We start from the raw sequence: 15,665 nt of genomic DNA, 5'->3' as shown, positions 1-15,665 counted from the left end.
CGCCATGCGGCCGGGAACGTCAGAGAGGAACGCTTATGAGCCGGGGTGGAGAAGCAGCGGACGAGCCGGTCACCGGAGGCGAACCCGCCGCGCACGGTGGGCCGTCCGAGCCGTCCCCGCACTTCACGGTGGTCATCTCCGGCGACGGGTCCGCCATCGTCGACGGTGAACCGGTGCCGGTGGCGGAGGGGGAGGCGGCCGACGCCGCGATCCTCGACCTCCTGCACGGGCACGCGCGCGACCGGGACGCGCCCGTCACGGCGGCGGTCTCCGACCCCGCGGCGGGGTACGTGGCGTTCGTAGAGGTCTTCCCGGACGGCTCCAGCTCGCTGCTGGAACAGCAGCCGGAGGCTCCGGCACCGTCCCTCGTCAAGGGGGGCACCGCGCCTGCCGGTACGGGCGCCGAAGCGGAGTCCGACGGCCCGCGTCCCGGGCTTGCCGGAGGCAACGACCGCGACGCCCCCGATGCCCCCGATGCCCCCGACGTCCCCGACGTCCCCGACGACTTGGACGTCCCCGACGACTTGGACGAGGCGGCGTACGCGCTGCCCGAGCCCGAGGGAACGCCGACCGGGCCGCCGCCCGGCGTCCCGGAACCGGAACCCAGGACCGGACCGGGCGCGAACAGGCAACCGGCCCCCGGACTCCAATCGGAGCCGGCCCGCCCCCGCCCCGTACCACCGCCCGCGCCCGCCCCGGCGCCCGCCCGCAGGACCGCGTCCCGCCAGTCGGACGACGAGTTCGAGGGCCCCGGGCTGCTCAGCAGGCCCCTGGTGGTCGGGCCCGTGGCACTCGGTGTGGCCGCGCTGGTCGTCGTACCGCTGGTGATCCTGGGCAGCGGCGGGTCCGGAGACGGCGGGAACCGGGAGCGGGCCGCCGCGCGTGCGAGCGGCTCGCCCTCGGCCGAGGCCTCCCCCATCCTCAGGACGCCCCCGCTCCCGGTCCCGCCCCCGTCCGTCTCGGCGTCCGCCTCTCCGTCGGCCGAGGGCGAGAGCAAGGACAAGCGCAAGGGCAAGGACGAGCCGAAGCCGACGGACACCACGGATGCGAAAGGCAGGGGCGGAGCTCCCGTCACCGTCACGGCCAGGCCCCCCGCGGCCACCACCACCGTCACGGCGAAGCCCCCGCAGGACTCCGCGGCCAGTGCCGTGAAGCGGCTCGCGGCGAGCGACCCCTCCGGACGGCACATCTGCTACCGCGCGTACGTCTCCGGACGGGGCTGGCAGAAGCCGGTGTGCGACGGCACGATCGCCGGCACATCGGGTCAGAACCGGCCGATCAAAGCCCTCAACATCGCGGTGCACGGCGTCGACGGGTCGGCCGCCAACGCCTTCCGTCACGCCTCGAAGCCGGTGGACGGCCGCGGCGAGTGGCAGCCGAGCTGGACGGCCGTCACCGGCGACGGCAGGAACTTCACCATCGGCACCGCGAAGCGGAACGCCCCGAACATGCTGGGCTTCGCCATGAACGTCGGCAGCGGCGAGATCTGCAACACCGTCCGCCTGCGCCAGCGCGACTGGGGCAGGCGGGTGTGCAGCAAGCCCCGCCCCGACTTCACCTTCGGCGGCACCCTGGACAACGACGTCTGGCTGGAGGCCGTGAAGCTCACGGTGTGACCGCTCGGCGCCGCGTGGCCGACAGCGGTCCCCGTCCGACCCATGGCCAACTCGGGGCGCGTAAGACGTCATCATCGAAGGCGGCGACGAGCGTCTGCGCGATCAGGCCGGGAAGCTCGGTCCGTCCGTCGTCCTCGGCCCGGCGCACCAATGCCGTGTGCATGACCGCCAGGCAGGCGACTGCCGCCGCTCGGGCGCGGAACGCCGCGTCGGGATCGGTGCAGCGCATGCGCCGAGCCTTCGCCCGGGGCAGAGCCACCGCTTACGAGAGTCTGACGCGGAACTCGTTCCCCTCTCCTCCCACCCCACCCACTGGTCATTCTTGTCCCGTCCGCAGACACGGATGACGGATGCGGGTGCCATGGGCAACGAAGCTGAAGGAGACGGAACATGAGCGTGCACAGCGGTCACGGTGATCGGTATCGGCAGAGCGGCCAGGACGGAGCGGGCCGCGGTCACCGGCGAAAGTCCAGGACGCGGCGCATCGTGATGGGCGGCGGAGCCCTCGCCATCGCCGGGGCGGCCACGGTCGCCGTGTCCCTGGCCTCGGCCAGCCAGTACTCCGGGAGCACCGGTGCCGACCACGCCGTCTTCGTCCAGGGCAACGAGCTGGACGGCAACACGATCCACGTGTTCGCGCGAGATGACGACGGCAAGCTCGAACCCGCGGGGACCCACGAGACCGGCGGCAAGGGCGGTGACCAGGTCGACGCTCCCACCGACTCGCTCGCCTCCCAGGGTTCGCTGGTCTACGACGACGCCTCGGGGATGCTGCTGGCGGTCAACGCGGGCAGCGGCACCGTGACCTCGTTCCGTGTCGAAGGACAGGAACTGAAGGACCGCCACATCGTGGATTCCGGAGGGGAGTTCCCGGCCAGCATCGCGGTGCACGGCAAGGTCGCGTACGTCATGAACGCGGGCGGCGAGGGCTCCGTCCAAGGCTTCGAGATCACCAGCGAGGGGCTCGAGCCGCTGCACGGCTCCCACCGCTCGCTGGGCCTGAACAACGAGGACGTACCGCGCTTCGACACCTCGCCCGGCGAGGTCGAGATCACCCCGGACGGCCGCAACCTGGTGGTCACCACCAAGGCGGCCAACACGGTCGAGGTCTTCCCGCTGAAGAAGAACGGCCTGCCGGCCGTCTCCGAACCGGTCGTCAACGAGTCCGCGGGCGGTGTCCCGTTCGCGATCAGCTTCGACAGGACGGGGAAGCGGATGCTGGTCGCCGAGGCCGAGAAGTCCACGGTCACCACCTACAAGGTGAAGCACGACGGCAGGCTGGAGGTCCTTCAGGAGCCCCTCGCCAACGGGCAGGAGGTCCTGTGCTGGCTGGAGCGCGCGGGCAACTACTTCTACGGCGGCAACACCGGCAACTCCACCGTCAGCGGCTACCGCATGGACGAGCAGGGAGAGCTCTCCCTGACCAACGACGTCGGGGTAGCCACGCCGCCCTCCTCGAACTCGCAGGGGGTGATCGACCTCGCGGTGACGGAGGACGAGAAGTTCGTCTACGTCCAGAACGCCGTCTCCGGCACCGTGGACGGCTTCCGCGTCGAGTCCGACGGCGCTCTCACGAAGGTCACCACGGCTGAGGGGCTGCCCGCCTTCGACGAGTCGGGCATGGAAGGCATCGCCGCGGTGTGACATACCGCGTACGCATGCGGCCCGGGGCATGGGGGACTGGAAGGTGACTGTCCCCCAGGCCGGGGCGTCCGTGACCCCCGCAGATCCGGACGGCACCGCCGTCCTCGCGTTCTTCGCGGCCACCCCTCAGCTCGGAACCCGGGACAACCACCTCGGCGTCCCGCGGAGCGAGCCCCGTGCGGGAGCGGGCACTTGACGGGGCGGTGTGCACGACTGCGGCCTCGGACAGCCCCGACAACCGCTCCAGCAGCTCGGCCGAGAGCTTGAAGCCCACGGTCGTCAGCGCCGCATCGAACTGCCGCGCGGCGGTGGTTCCTTCCCCGGCAGAGCCCTTGGGGCAGGGAAGGCGGAGGGTGTGCCGGATGACCAGCGACTCGAGACTGTGCGCCATTCGGGGATGATCGCAGAGGTGCGCGAGCCGGCGCACAGGAGTTTCCTGCCTGCGCTCCGGCGCCCTGGCATCAGCAGCGCGATCGGTATCGGCATCGTGATCGGGGTCCTCGGCGGACTCGTCGTCGTTCTGGCTCCCGGAGCAGCCGGACCAGGCCGGACGTGTCGAGCAAGTGGATCACCGGCTGCGCTTCTCCGCCCTGGAGTCGGGGTGGCCCTGGAGTCGGCGGAGTCGTGGAGTCGGCGGACTCGTGCCGCGGGGGGCTTCCCGTCTTCGCCGCCTCTTTGTATGTTTGTCCTGTTTCCAACGGGGGCGGGTAGGACGGTTACTCATCGTGGACGAGACGGCGACGCCTCCGGCCGGCGCGGGCATACGGCAGTTGCTGCTCGCGCTCGGTGAGCCGGTCATCGACCTGGTCGCCGCGCCCCCCGGGCTGGAGGACGTCGAAGTCGGCGACGTGGCCATCCTCGACGCCGACGAGGAGCCGGAGCCGTACCAGGCGCATCTGGTGCTGATCATCGGCGCGCGTGGGCGCCGGGCGCTGCGCGTGGCGCGGGCCGCCGCCCGGCGCGGGGCCGCCGCGGTGGTCGTCAAGATGGACGCGGACGACGGCCGGGAGACGTTGAAGGAGCTCGCCGAGGACACCGGGACCGTGGTGCTCGGCATCCGCCCGGAGGTCCGCTGGGCGCACCTGGACTCCTTGGTCAGACGCGTGATCGCCGACACACGCCGGGCCGGTGAGCCGGAGCCCGCCGAGCGGCCCGCCGACCTCTTCGCGCTGGCCGAGACCGTAGCCGCCCTCACCGGGGGCAACATCAGCATCGAGGATGCCAGCAACCGCGTGGTGGCCTATTCCCGCTCCGACGACGGGGTGGACGAGCTGCGGCGGCGTTCCATCCTCGGCTGGGAGGGCCCCGCCCATTACCTGTCGCTGCTGCGCGAATGGGGTGTGTTCGAGCGGCTGCGGGCCGGCGGCGAGGTCGTGCGGGTCGAAGAGCGGGCCGAGCTGGGGATCCGGCGGCGGCTGGCGATCGGTATCCGGGTCCAGGATCAGTGGCTGGGCTCGATCTGGGTACAGGAGGGCAGCGGTTCGTTGTCCGACACGGCCGAGCAGGCCCTGGTCGGCGCTGCCCGTGCCGCGGCCCTGCTCCTCGTACGGCATCGGACCGGGACCCCGTCCGACCTTCAGGTGGAGGAGGCGCTGCTCGGGCGGATGCTCGACGGGCACATCGACCCGCGCACCTTCGCCGCCCGTATCGGGGCCGAGCTGACGAAACCGGCGGCGGTGGTGGCTTTCGCCCTGACGGACCTCACCCGGCCGGACTCCGCTCCGCCGGCCCCCGCCTCGACGGACTCCGCCCCGTCGGACTCCGCCCGGGCTGACGACTCCGCCTGTGTCGATCGCCCGGCCTTCGAACTGCGCCGGGCGGAGATGACCAGCCTGGTCACCGTGCACGCCGGCGCGTTCCGGCGCCGGGCCCTGGTGGCAGCCGGTGGGAGCCGGGTGTACATGCTGTTGCCCGGGCTGCCGGAAGGGGCGGGCGAGGGCATCGTCGCCGGGCTGGCGGGCGACATCGTGCGGTCGGCCGGGCAACGCCTGCACCTCGATGTGCGCGCGGCCGTGGGCTCGGTGGTCGGCGGGCTGGACTCGATCGCCGCGTCGAAGGCGGAGGCGGACCAAGTGCTCGGCATCATCACGCGCCAGGGCGATCCGCGCGTGGCCACCATTGCCGACGTACGCTCCGAGGTCCTCGTCGGCGAGACGCTCGCCCTGCTGGAGCAGCACCCGCGGCTGCGCGACCCGCGGATCTCCGTGCTGCTGGCCCACGACCGCGAGCACGAAAGCGGACTGGTGCCGTCCGTGCTGGCGTATCTTGCCTCGCAGTTCAACATGCGGGCGGCGGCCCGCCTCCTGCAACTGCACACCAACACCCTGCGCTACCGGCTGAAGCGAGCTGAGACGATCAGCGGCATCGACCTGGCCGACCCGCACCAGTGCCTGTTCGCGCACCTTCAGCTGCTGCTGGAGACGGAGACAGTGCCCGTACGGAACGCGTCACACACGTCGTCGTACGGGCACTGAGCCGGGGAGCCAGGGATCCGGCGGGCGCAGGCGGCCGCCGCCGAACCGGGGACCGGCCGGGAGTTACCCGGTGGTCTCCTCCGCGGCCTGCACCCGTGCCTCCGCAGCGCCTCGCTCACCGACGTCACCGGCGCGCAGCGCCTCCCGGAACCGGGCCAGCTCCTGCTTGACGAACGGGGCGAGGAGATAGAGGCCCACGATGTTGACCAGGGCCAGCAGGAACAGCACCGCGTCGGTGAAGTCCAGCACGCTGCCGAAGGTGAGCACCGCGCCGATCACGATGAACAGGCAGAAGATCAGCTGGTAGACGCGCTCGCTGGTCTTCGTCTTGCCGAACAGGTGAGTCCACGCCTTCTGGCCGTAGTACGACCAGGTGATCATCGTCGAGATCGCGAAGAGCAGGACGGCCACGGTGAGGACGTTCGGGAACCACGGCAGGACGGTCTCGAAGGCCGTGGAGGTGACCGTCACGCCGTCCGCCGTGGTGCCGTCGGCCGCGTACTGGGCCTTGGCCTCGTTCCAGAACGGGCTGTCGGCGATCACGATCGTCAGCGCGGTCATGGTGCAGATGACGACCGTGTCGATGAACGGCCCGATCAGCGCGACCAGGCCCTCGGTCACCGGGTAGCGGGTCTTCACGGCGGAGTGGGCGATGGGTGCGGAGCCCAGGCCGGCCTCGTTGGAGAAGGCGGCGCGGGTGAAGCCGACGATCAGGGCACCGATGACACCACCGACCACGCCCTCACCGGTGAACGCCTCGTGGAAGATCGAGCCGAACGCCGACGGGACCGACGTGACGTTGGTCAGGATGACGATGAGGCAGGCGCCGACGTAGATGATGGCCATGCCCGGCACGAGGCGGCTGGCGACCTTGCCGATCGACTTGATGCCACCGATGATCACGGCACCGACGACGACGGCCAGCACGATCCCCATGATCAGTGCGGAGCCGCTGCCGCCGAGCGCGCCGTCGCCGCCGCCGGTGATGTTGCGGATCTGGGTGACGGTCTGGTTGGCCTGGAACATGTTGCCGCCGCCGATGCCGAACAGCAGGATCATGACGGCCGCGAGCGCGGCGAGCACCTTGCCGACGACCCGGCCGCCGGCCCCCGGCAGCCGCTCGGCCAGCCCCTTGCTCAGGTACTTCATCGGGCCGCCCGAGAACGACCCGTCCGGGTGCTCGTCGCGGTAGCGCACGCCGAGCGTGCACTCGACGAACTTGGACGCCATGCCGAGCAGGCCGCACAGCACCATCCAGAACGTGGCACCGGCACCGCCGATGGTGACCGCCACGCCCACACCCGCGATGTTGCCGAGACCGACCGTGCCCGACAGCGCCGAGGACAGCGCCTGGAAGTGGGTGATCTCGCCCGGGTCGTCGTGCCTGCTGTACCGGCCGCGCAGGAGGTTCAGGGAGAGCTTGAGGGTACGGAACTGGATGAAACCGAAGTAGAGGGTGAAGACCGCACCGGCGACCACCAGCCAGGCGACGATCCACGGAAACGTGAGCCCGAAGACGGTGACGTCGGCGAAGACGAAGTCCCCGAGTCCCCTGGCGAGCGGATCGAACAAAGAGTTGATCTTGTCTTCCGTCTGCCCGAGGATGCCGTCCTCCGCCCCCTGAGCCTGGAAGCGGGCACCCCCGAGCCCGGGCTGCAGCGCCTGAATCCGATGCATTGCGATCCTTTCCTCCGGCCACCCGTCGACCGTGACGGGGCCGGCCGGCCCCGAACTGGGGGCGTCACCACCGGGAAATCGCCCGGTGCCCCGCGGGTTTGGGAAACCGTAGGAGCCGGCACGTGCCCGAGTTCCGGTACAAGTGCACAAAGAACCGGCCGGTACGCCGTCGATGTGACCGTCCGGGTCCACCAGGTGCCGATGGAGCTCCCGGCTGGAAAGCGGGAGGAATCGCCCGGCCGAGACCGTGAGCGGCGGAGGGGGCCGCTCCGACAGTCTGAGACCGTGGACGATCTCGTTGGCACCCAGGAGCCGATCATCCGCCTCGCTGAGCCCACAGAGGCTGTGGCGGCGCTCGAGCGTGACCCGACTTTCTGGCCGATCCCTGCGCAGCCACCAGAGGGCGGCGGCCAAGACGGTGTTGTATCTCTGCGTCAGGTGAATCGACCTGATTACAGGAGGGAAAACGGGGTATGTGCCGCAGCTGAGCCGTCGGTGCGAAGACGAACAGGATCCGTCATTGTCAGCCTCAGTGCCCGCGTTCAGGGACCACGACGGCTTCGCCGCGTACGTCGAGAGGTACGGCCCCCGCCTCCTGCTGTGGATCTGGGACAGGGCGGAGGGGGAGCCGGGCCACCAGGTCTCCTGCGCGGAGTTCGGCTCCTGGCAGAGCATTCCCATGAGCGCCGTCCGGGCCATCGTCGGCCATCTCAGCGCCGAGGAACTGATCAGCTCCCACGACGGACACGGCACGGACACGGGTGCTCCCGTGGTGACACTCCGGACCGCCGGGGCGGAGCGGGCCCGCGGGCTGCAGGCCCTGCGCGCGAACTCGGTCCAGCGGGGCCGTCACGCGGCACGCGCCGTACTGCACTGGATTCACGCCAACCCGCACCGGCAGCCGCTGCGGATCAGCGGGTTCCTCGATTCGCCGGACGTCTTCTTCCTCGGTGAACCCCTCTCCCGGAGCGAGGTCGCCCGGGCCCTCACCTATCTGGCCGAGGAAGACCTGATCACCTGTGAGGGGCCGCCGTTCCACAACGACGTCGGCTCACACGTGGCCCTCACCTCGCAGGGCGTGAGCGCCGTGCTCAGCGGCTCCTCCGACATCGTCGCGTACGTGGCACAGCAGCGCGAGCGCCGCCGACCCGCCCAGCACACCCATATAGAGGCCGAGACGATCGGGCACATCACCCAGGGCGACTCCGACAACAGCGTGCACCACAGCATCGAGGTGCACACCGCCCTGGCACCCGCCGACCTCGCCCGGCTCATCGCGGAGCTGGCACCGGGACTGGACCTCGAACCCGAGTCCCGCGCGGCCCTGTTGCGCAGCGCGGACGCCCTGGCGCGCGGCGACGACAGCGGCGGCGACGGTACCCCCGGGCCGGACCGGCAACGCGGGCTGATGGAGGGGATGCGACGCCTGCTGGGCAGCGCCCCCGACACGGTCGGCAGGCAGTTCCTGCTGGACGCCGTCGGCCAGGCCCTGGGGAGGCTGCTCGGAAGCTGAGCCGACGGGAGCACCCAGAACGACAACGACACCGGAGACGGTGGCAGAACGGGGGAGAGGGCGATGCCGATGCCCTTGTACGCACGGGACTCCATCCTGCGCGCGTTGGTGCCCCGGCTGGTCGGCCTGGCCGCCGACCGACGGGAACTCGTCCCCCAGGAACACCGCGACGACCTCCCCGTGACGCTGCTGACCGGCCGCCACGGCATGGGCAGGACAGCGGTCCTGGACTCCCTGGAAGAGGCCTACCGCGGGCGCGTTCCGCTCGGCAGGGTCGATGCCGCGCAGATCGAGCAGGGGCGGTGGTCCGGTTCCACGGCGGCCAACACGTCGGCCGTGGTGGAGATCCTGGAGCAACTGGTGTGCCGGCTGGCGCCCGTGGTCCCCGGTGCCGGGCGGCTGCGGTTCTCCCGTCTGCTGCCCGGACTGTTCGCCGTGTCCAGCTGGCACCGCGGCAGCGAGGTCGAACAGTCGCTGGCCCGCGACCGGATCGCGCGCCTCCTCGTGGCATGCGGTCTCGAGAAGGACACGGCCGACGCGGACGGCAGCCAGTGGACGTACGACGTCAGCGACCGCCTCGCCGACCCGGACCGGCGCCGGCACGACCTGGCTCCCGTCACCGAGGCGGTCGTCCAGCAGTACTTCAGCCGGCACACCCGCAGCCGCGCCGAACGGTCGGTGCACCAGTGGTACCAGAGCCGCTTCCCGGGCTCCGAGGACGGTGAAGCCGCCCTGATCCGGCTGAGCCTGCGCTTCCACCAGGGCGGCGACTTCCAGCGCGCGGTCGAGCACACCCTGATCGCCGCGTTCCTCGAAGACCTCACCGACGCCCACGGCCGGTGGCATCGGATCAACCGGACACCGCGCCCCCTGGTCCTGCTGGACAACGCGCACACCGCCGCCGGACAGCGCGTGCTCGGCCTGCTGCTCGAACACCGCGCCGCGCCCGAGACCGGCACCCGCGACCCGCTGGTCGTCGTCGCGACCCGGCTGGGCGACGGCGCGGACCTCTACCCGGACGCCACGCGCCGCGAACCGCCCGAACTGCTCCACGCCTCCGGCTGGCAGCGCACCGTCCCCGGCTCGCCGTCGGCGGGACTGCTCGTGATCCCCTTGACACCGCTGACCCACGACGACCTGCTGCTGATGCTCGACCCGGCCGAGGGCCCGCTCCACCGCCATCTGCCGTCGGCACTGCACGCCCTGACCCAGGGGCACCCGCAGGGCAGCAGGATGCTGTGCGAGGCGGTCGTACGCGCCAGTGGACGGCGCGCCGTCACGCCGGAGGAGTTGCTCGACCTGCCGGCCGAGGAGGGACGGCCGGTCGCCGAGGTGCTGCTGGAGCAGCTGATACCGCAGCCCCAGCTGCGCGCCCACCTGATACCGCTCGCCCTGGCCCGCGACCGGGAGGCCGCACAGGCGCTGGTGCCGGCGTCCGCACCGGCCGGTGGCGGCTTCCCGGGCGCCGGGCTCCCGTCCGCCGCCCAGTACCTGGAGGAGGAGCACTGGACGGCCGGGACGGACGGCGCCGCCCCCGCCGCGGGTTTCGTCTCCGACCCGTTCCTGCGCGCCCTGCTGCTCCACGAGGCCCGTACGACCTGCGCGGCAGCCCCGCCGGGACGGCGCTGGGAAGACCTGCACGCTCTCCTGCGCGAGCACCACGCGGCCCGGGGAGCCGGGCACGAACCCGACGTGCTCCGGCACACCCTGGCGGCGGGCGGAGCGGAGCCGGTGGTGAGCGCGCTGACCGGGTACTTCGGCACCTGGGAGGCGGGCCGCTGGCTGGACACCCTCCGGTACATCGCCGAGGCTCCCCGGCCTCCGTCGGACGGATGGACCGACGAGCGTGCCGAGATCGCCCGCGGTGCCCATGACCACCGCTACGCCGAGACCGACGACGTACGCAGGTCCGTCAACAGGCTGCTGCACACGCTCTGGTACCTCTCCGAGACCTACGCGGAGCCCCTGCCCGGCCTGTGTGACGACCTCGGCTCCGAGCTGGCGTTCCTGTCGATGCGGCATCCCTCAGGGCGCGCCGTGCTCAACGAGGCCGCTCGGGCCTGGCCGGCCGCGGCGCGCGAGCGAAGGCCCTACCCGAGGTACGGCTCCGCCCGAGACGAGGAGTGAGGACTGTGCTGCTGAACCGCTTCAGGAACCGTGCTCTGGGACCGGCCGACAAGGCGGTCGTCCTCGCGGTGGGCGTCGTCCTGCTCGCGGCGGTCGCCTTCGCGGTCGTACGGCTGCTGCCCGGGAAGTGCGGCGACGGCCTGGAGGCAGCCGGGGACGAGTGCGTGGGCGTGACCGCCGGGGTCCTGCGGGGCGATCCGGAGCTGGAGGGCCTGATACGCGCCGTGGCGGACGAGAACGCCCGGGTTGAGAGGCGCTGGACGCACCCGGAGAACGGGCACGCCAGCATCCCCTACGTGCGGATCGCCCTCATGATGCCGTTCACCAGCGATGCCACCAGCACCATGAGCACGGAGCAGATCGCCCGCGCACTGGCGGGTGCCCACGCCGGCCAGTTGCGGGCCAACGCGCAGGCGGGGCCGGGTTACCAACTGCTGCTGGCCCACGACGGGAAGGACCTGGACCAGTGGGAGCCCGTCGTCGGCCGGCTCGCCGGGATGACCGACGACAAGGCACCGCTGGTCGGCGTGTTCGGCATGCCGAGCAGCACTCCGGACACGCTCGCCGCGGCCGAGGCCCTCTCCGCTCACCGGATCCCGGCGATCGGCCCCGTCCTCACCTCGACCACCATGGAGGCCGGGTACCTCTTCAAGACGTCCCCGTCGAACGAGCTCTACGCCGAGGCGCTGCGGGAGTACCTCGACAAGAACCCGGGGAACGGCACGGGCTTCCTCGTCTCGGACCGGCGAGAGCGGGACAGCTACTCCGCCGACCTGCGCAGGGTCTTCCTGGCGCGCTTCGGCAAGGAGTACGGGCTGAAGCAGCGGCAGGCGTCCTACCTGGGACTGACCGGCGACGACAAGGGCGTCCCCCAGCGCTTCTCCGACACCGCCCGCAGCATCTGTCTGACCGAAGCGGACACCGTCTTCTTCGCGGGACGCGATCACGATCTGCCCCACCTGGTGGACCGGCTGGCGAACGAACCCTCCTGCGACCACGGGAAGCCGACGCGCATCCTGAAGGTGGGGATCGGCATGGATCCCGAGTCCACCACGGCGGACATCACCGAGCAGCTGCGGGAGGCCCGGATCACCCTCGTGGACGCCGCCTCCGTCGACACGCGGTCCTGGGCGGGCAACGAGAAGCTCCCGGCCGGGCCGCGCGGCTTCCTGAAGCAGTTCGAGAAGCTGCGGGCGAACCTGAACGACTCGGCACACGAGCACAGGAAGCCGTGGGGGAACAAGCCTCTGGACGACGGCTACGCGGTCATGTACTACGACGCCTTCACCGTGCTCTCCCAGGCCACCGGCCGGGCGTACGACGACATCAACGGCGAGAAGGAGGAGAGGGAAGGAGAGGCGGAGACCAGCGGGGCCGCGGTCCTGCCGCGGCATGACGACGTGTACAACACCGTCATCAACATGAACATCCTCGGCACCCGGTCCGGGGCGAGCTGCGTCAACTGCGTACGGGGAGCCAGCGGCACCTTCGGCTTCGACGACTCTCCGGACACACGGAAGTGGGCGGTCTGCAAGCCCGTGCCCGTCATCGAGTACCCGGAACCGGCCTCCGGCGCGAAGACGAAGGCGGCCGGGACCTACCGCAGCTACGAGGACATCTTCAACGGCACCTGTCCCTGACGGACCCCCCGGTCCCACGTAGCCTCTTCCCGTGCCAGCCTCCCGCCTGCATCGCGTCGCCGTCCTCGTCCTCGAGGGCGCGAAGCCGCTCGATGTCGGCATCCCCGCGCAGGTCTTCACGACCCGCGCGAGCATGCCGTACGAGGTGCGGGTGTGCGGGGCGGCCCCCGGTCTCGTGACCGGCGGCGACGGCCTGTCGTACTCGGTCGCCCATGGCCTCGACGCCCTTGCGTGGGCCGACATCGTCTTCGTCCCCGGCTACCGGCGACCGGACCGCGAGGACCCTCCGCGGACTGTGGTCGACGCACTGATCGCCGCTCATGCCCGGGGCGCGCGGCTCGCCGCGATCTCCACCGGGGCCTTCGCGCTCGCCGCCACGGGCCTGCTCGACGGCAGGCGCGCCACGACACACTGGCACTACACGCGGGCCCTCACGGCCAGACATCCGCTCATCCAGGTCGACGAGAACGTGCTGTTCGTCGACGAGGGCAGCGTGCTCACCTCGGCCGGCGCCGCCTCCGGCATCGACCTGTGCCTGCACATCCTGCGCGGCGACCTCGGAGTGGCCGCCTCGAACCACACGGCCCGCCGTCTGGTCGCGGCCCCCTACCGCAGCGGCGGCCAGGCCCAGTACGTACCCCGCAGCGTGCCCGAGCCGCTCGGCGAGCGCTTCGGCGCCACCCGCGAGTGGGCGCTGCACCGCCTCGGCGAGCCCCTCACCCTCGCCATACTGGCGCGGCAGGCGGGGGTCTCGCCGCGCACGTTCTCCCGGCGCTTCGTCGGGGAGACCGGCTACACGCCGATGCAGTGGGTGATGCGCGCCCGCATCGACCTGGCCCGAGAACTGCTGGAGCGTTCCGAGCTCAGCGTCGAACAGATCGCCGCCGACGTCGGGCTCGGTACCGGAGCCAACCTGCGCCTGCACTTCCAGCGCATCCTGGGCACCACCCCGAGCGAGTACCGGCGCACCTTCACCCGGGGCCAGTAGCCCCTGGCGGGATCCTTTTGAACCATGGCGATCCCGCCACTGTCAGCGGCGTGAGCCGCGGGCGAGCCTGGGGGCAAAGCCGGGCACCCGTACGGGGAAGGGACACCATTCATGACTCGCATCGCCATCAACGGTTTCGGCCGCATCGGACGCAATGTGCTGCGCGCCCTGCTGGAGCGCGACAGCAGCCTCGAGATCGTCGCCGTCAATGACCTCACCGAGCCGGCCACGCTCGCCCGGCTGCTCGCCTACGACAGCACCGCCGGCCGGCTCGGGCGTCCGGTGACCGTCGACGGGGACGCCCTCGTCGTCGACAGCCGCCGGATCACGGTGCTGGCCGAGCGCGAACCGGCGCAACTGCCGTGGGCCGCACTCGGCGTCGACATCGTCCTGGAGGCCACCGGCCGCTTCACCTCGGCCAAGGCCGCCCGCGCCCACCTCGACGCGGGCGCCCGCAAGGTGCTCGTCAGCGCGCCGTCGGACGGCGCCGACGTCACGCTCGCGTTCGGGGTCAACACCGGCGCCTACGACCCGGACCTGCACACGATCGTCTCGAACGCCTCCTGCACCACCAACGCGCTCGCCCCGCTGGCCAAGGTGCTCGACGACCTCGCCGGTATCGAGCACGGGTTCATGACGACGGTGCACGCCTACACGCAGGAGCAGAACCTGCAGGACGGTCCGCACCGCGACGCCCGTCGCGCCCGTGCCGCCGGCGTCAACATCGTGCCGACCACGACCGGCGCCGCCAAGGCGATCGGCCTGGTGCTGCCGAACCTCGACGGCAAGCTGTCGGGCGACTCGATCCGCGTACCGGTGCCGGTGGGCTCGATCGTCGAACTCAACACCACCGTCGCCCGCGACGTGACGCGCGACGACGTGCTGGCGGCATACCGCACCGCGGCCGAGGGGCCGCTCGCCGGCGTCCTCGAGTACTCCGACGACCCGCTCGTCTCCTCCGACATCGTGGGCAATCCCGCCTCGTCGGTCTTCGACTCGGCCCTCACCCGCGTCGACGGCCGCCACGTGAAGGTGGTCGCCTGGTACGACAACGAGTGGGGCTTCTCGAACCGCGTGATCGACACACTGGAGTTCCTCGCCACCGGCTGACCGGACCCCGAGACGCGACCAGGGGCGCTCATCGAGCCCCGCGGTGGTGGAGCCGCCCCTGGATCCGCGACGAGCCGGAGAGGTCGACGTGCGCACCGGATGACGGGGCGAGGCTGTTCAGGTGGGGAGTCTCACCGCGTAGATCCAGTCGGGACCGTCGTATCCGATGGTGTCGAGGTGCTCCGCCCGGCTCAGGCCGGCCCGGATCGCCACGCGCTGGGAAGCCGTGTTGGCCGGTCGGACTCTGGCGATCAGGGGGACATCGGGAACGCGCAGGGACGCCCAGGCCGTGACCGCACTGGCGGCTTCGCCCGCGAAACCCTGACCCCATGCCGAGGTGGCGAAGCGGTAGAAGAGGTTGAGGACCCGCGTCCCGTGCAGGTCCATGGGCTTGATCCCACAGAAGCCCAGCTGCTGATCAGAGCCATGGCACCGGACCACCCAGTACCCGTACCCGCACCGCTCCCACTGGTCGTTCCAGCGCTGATAGAGCTCCTCCGCCTCCTCGAACCGGGTGAGCGCGTCAGAAGGATTGTGCACGCAGGTCCCGGGATCGCTATGGATCCCAAAGATCGCCCCGATATCAGCTTCGTTCGGACGCCGCAGCGACAGCCGGGCGGTCTGCAGTTCCTCATCACGCATGTGTAGATCCCAGCTCCCGCCTTCGGTTCAACACGGACCCAGCTCTCACTTTCAACAACGGCAAAGATCATGGGTGTTGAATGCTAAGGGCTGATCTCCCGGACCTGGCAGGCCATCGCGAACGCGGGAGACGGCGATCCCGTTGCCGAGACCGTGGTCAGGTCTCAGCATTCCGGACGTTTCTGCCCGGACGGTCCGTCACATCACCAAAGCGTGAGGGCTTCGACTTGAGTA

11 protein-coding genes and 1 pseudogene are annotated in these 15,665 nt (G+C 71.1%); 9 read left to right on the top strand and 3 right to left on the bottom strand.

The genetic code is table 11. The features are described from left to right. Positions 1–35: 35 nt before the first annotated feature. The 3 genes from ACZ5TL_RS16970 to ACZ5TL_RS16960 all read left to right on the top strand — a co-directional run bounded on the left by ACZ5TL_RS16970 (position 36) and on the right by ACZ5TL_RS16960 (position 3,456). Positions 36–1,616 carry a hypothetical protein gene (locus tag ACZ5TL_RS16970; protein WP_468590553.1) on the top strand — a complete coding sequence of 527 codons (1,581 nt, stop codon included), beginning with the start codon at positions 36–38 and terminating at the stop codon, positions 1,614–1,616. A 390-nt stretch (positions 1,617–2,006) separates the two neighbouring features. Continuing rightward, positions 2,007–3,260: a lactonase family protein gene (locus tag ACZ5TL_RS16965; RefSeq protein ID WP_468590552.1), complete on the top strand. Its 1,254-nt coding sequence runs from the start codon at positions 2,007–2,009 to the stop codon at positions 3,258–3,260. Positions 3,261–3,303: 43 nt separating this feature from the next. Further along, positions 3,304–3,456: a hypothetical protein gene (locus ACZ5TL_RS16960; RefSeq protein ID WP_468590927.1), complete on the top strand. Its 153-nt coding sequence runs from the start codon at positions 3,304–3,306 to the stop codon at positions 3,454–3,456. Here the strand turns inward: ACZ5TL_RS16960 and ACZ5TL_RS16955 are convergent. Then, a pseudogene (locus tag ACZ5TL_RS16955) lies at positions 3,442–3,651 on the bottom strand (hypothetical protein); the annotation flags it as partial. The gene ACZ5TL_RS16960 and the pseudogene ACZ5TL_RS16955 sit on opposite strands and share 15 nt — an antisense overlap. A 334-nt stretch (positions 3,652–3,985) precedes the next feature. Between ACZ5TL_RS16955 and ACZ5TL_RS16950 the strand changes: the two are divergent. Beyond that, complete coding sequence (locus ACZ5TL_RS16950) at positions 3,986–5,734, top strand: PucR family transcriptional regulator (RefSeq protein ID WP_468590550.1); 1,749 nt, start codon at positions 3,986–3,988, stop codon at positions 5,732–5,734. A gap of 63 nt (positions 5,735–5,797) precedes the next feature. On the opposite strand, the gene ACZ5TL_RS16945 is transcribed toward ACZ5TL_RS16950, so the two are convergent. Next, positions 5,798–7,411, bottom strand: a complete 1,614-nt coding sequence (locus tag ACZ5TL_RS16945; RefSeq protein ID WP_468590549.1) for an alanine/glycine:cation symporter family protein — start codon at positions 7,409–7,411, stop codon at positions 5,798–5,800. Between the two features lie 532 nt (positions 7,412–7,943). On the opposite strand from ACZ5TL_RS16945, the gene ACZ5TL_RS16940 reads away from it, so the two are divergent. The 5 genes from ACZ5TL_RS16940 (at position 7,944) to gap (ending at position 14,789) form a co-directional block, all read left to right on the top strand. Then, positions 7,944–8,924, top strand: a complete 981-nt coding sequence (locus ACZ5TL_RS16940; RefSeq protein ID WP_468590548.1) for a hypothetical protein — start codon at positions 7,944–7,946, stop codon at positions 8,922–8,924. A gap of 63 nt (positions 8,925–8,987) precedes the next feature. Beyond that, positions 8,988–11,051 (top strand): ATP-binding protein, encoded by a 2,064-nt coding sequence (locus tag ACZ5TL_RS16935; RefSeq protein ID WP_468590547.1) that lies wholly within the window; start codon positions 8,988–8,990, stop codon positions 11,049–11,051. A gap of 5 nt (positions 11,052–11,056) precedes the next feature. Further along, positions 11,057–12,691: an ABC transporter substrate-binding protein gene (locus ACZ5TL_RS16930; protein ID WP_468590546.1), complete on the top strand. Its 1,635-nt coding sequence runs from the start codon at positions 11,057–11,059 to the stop codon at positions 12,689–12,691. A gap of 31 nt (positions 12,692–12,722) precedes the next feature. Then, entirely contained in the window at positions 12,723–13,679 is a 957-nt protein-coding gene (locus tag ACZ5TL_RS16925) for a GlxA family transcriptional regulator (protein WP_468590544.1), read from the top strand. Positions 13,680–13,790: 111 nt separating this feature from the next. After that, positions 13,791–14,789: a type I glyceraldehyde-3-phosphate dehydrogenase gene (gap, locus tag ACZ5TL_RS16920; RefSeq protein ID WP_468590542.1), complete on the top strand. Its 999-nt coding sequence runs from the start codon at positions 13,791–13,793 to the stop codon at positions 14,787–14,789. A gap of 117 nt (positions 14,790–14,906) precedes the next feature. On the opposite strand, the gene ACZ5TL_RS16915 is transcribed toward gap, so the two are convergent. Continuing rightward, positions 14,907–15,431: a GNAT family N-acetyltransferase gene (locus tag ACZ5TL_RS16915; protein WP_468590541.1), complete on the bottom strand. Its 525-nt coding sequence runs from the start codon at positions 15,429–15,431 to the stop codon at positions 14,907–14,909. Between the last annotated feature and the right edge of the window lie 234 nt (positions 15,432–15,665).

The sequence above is a fragment of the Streptomyces sp. NPDC033136 genome (assembly GCF_055578235.1).
This window is presented reverse-complemented; position numbering and strand designations above follow the sequence as displayed.

Excerpts from the sequence above, each read along its gene's own strand:
- ACZ5TL_RS16915 (WP_468590541.1), bottom strand. The coding sequence starts at position 15,431 with ATGCGTGATGAGGAACTGCAGACCGCCCGGCTGTCGCTGCGGCGTCCG.
- ACZ5TL_RS16945 (WP_468590549.1), bottom strand. The coding sequence starts at position 7,411 with ATGCATCGGATTCAGGCGCTGCAGCCCGGGCTCGGGGGTGCCCGCTTC.
- ACZ5TL_RS16970 (WP_468590553.1), top strand. The coding sequence starts at position 36 with ATGAGCCGGGGTGGAGAAGCAGCGGACGAGCCGGTCACCGGAGGCGAA.
- ACZ5TL_RS16965 (WP_468590552.1), top strand. The coding sequence starts at position 2,007 with ATGAGCGTGCACAGCGGTCACGGTGATCGGTATCGGCAGAGCGGCCAG.
- ACZ5TL_RS16935 (WP_468590547.1), top strand. The coding sequence starts at position 8,988 with ATGCCGATGCCCTTGTACGCACGGGACTCCATCCTGCGCGCGTTGGTG.
- gap (WP_468590542.1), top strand. The coding sequence starts at position 13,791 with ATGACTCGCATCGCCATCAACGGTTTCGGCCGCATCGGACGCAATGTG.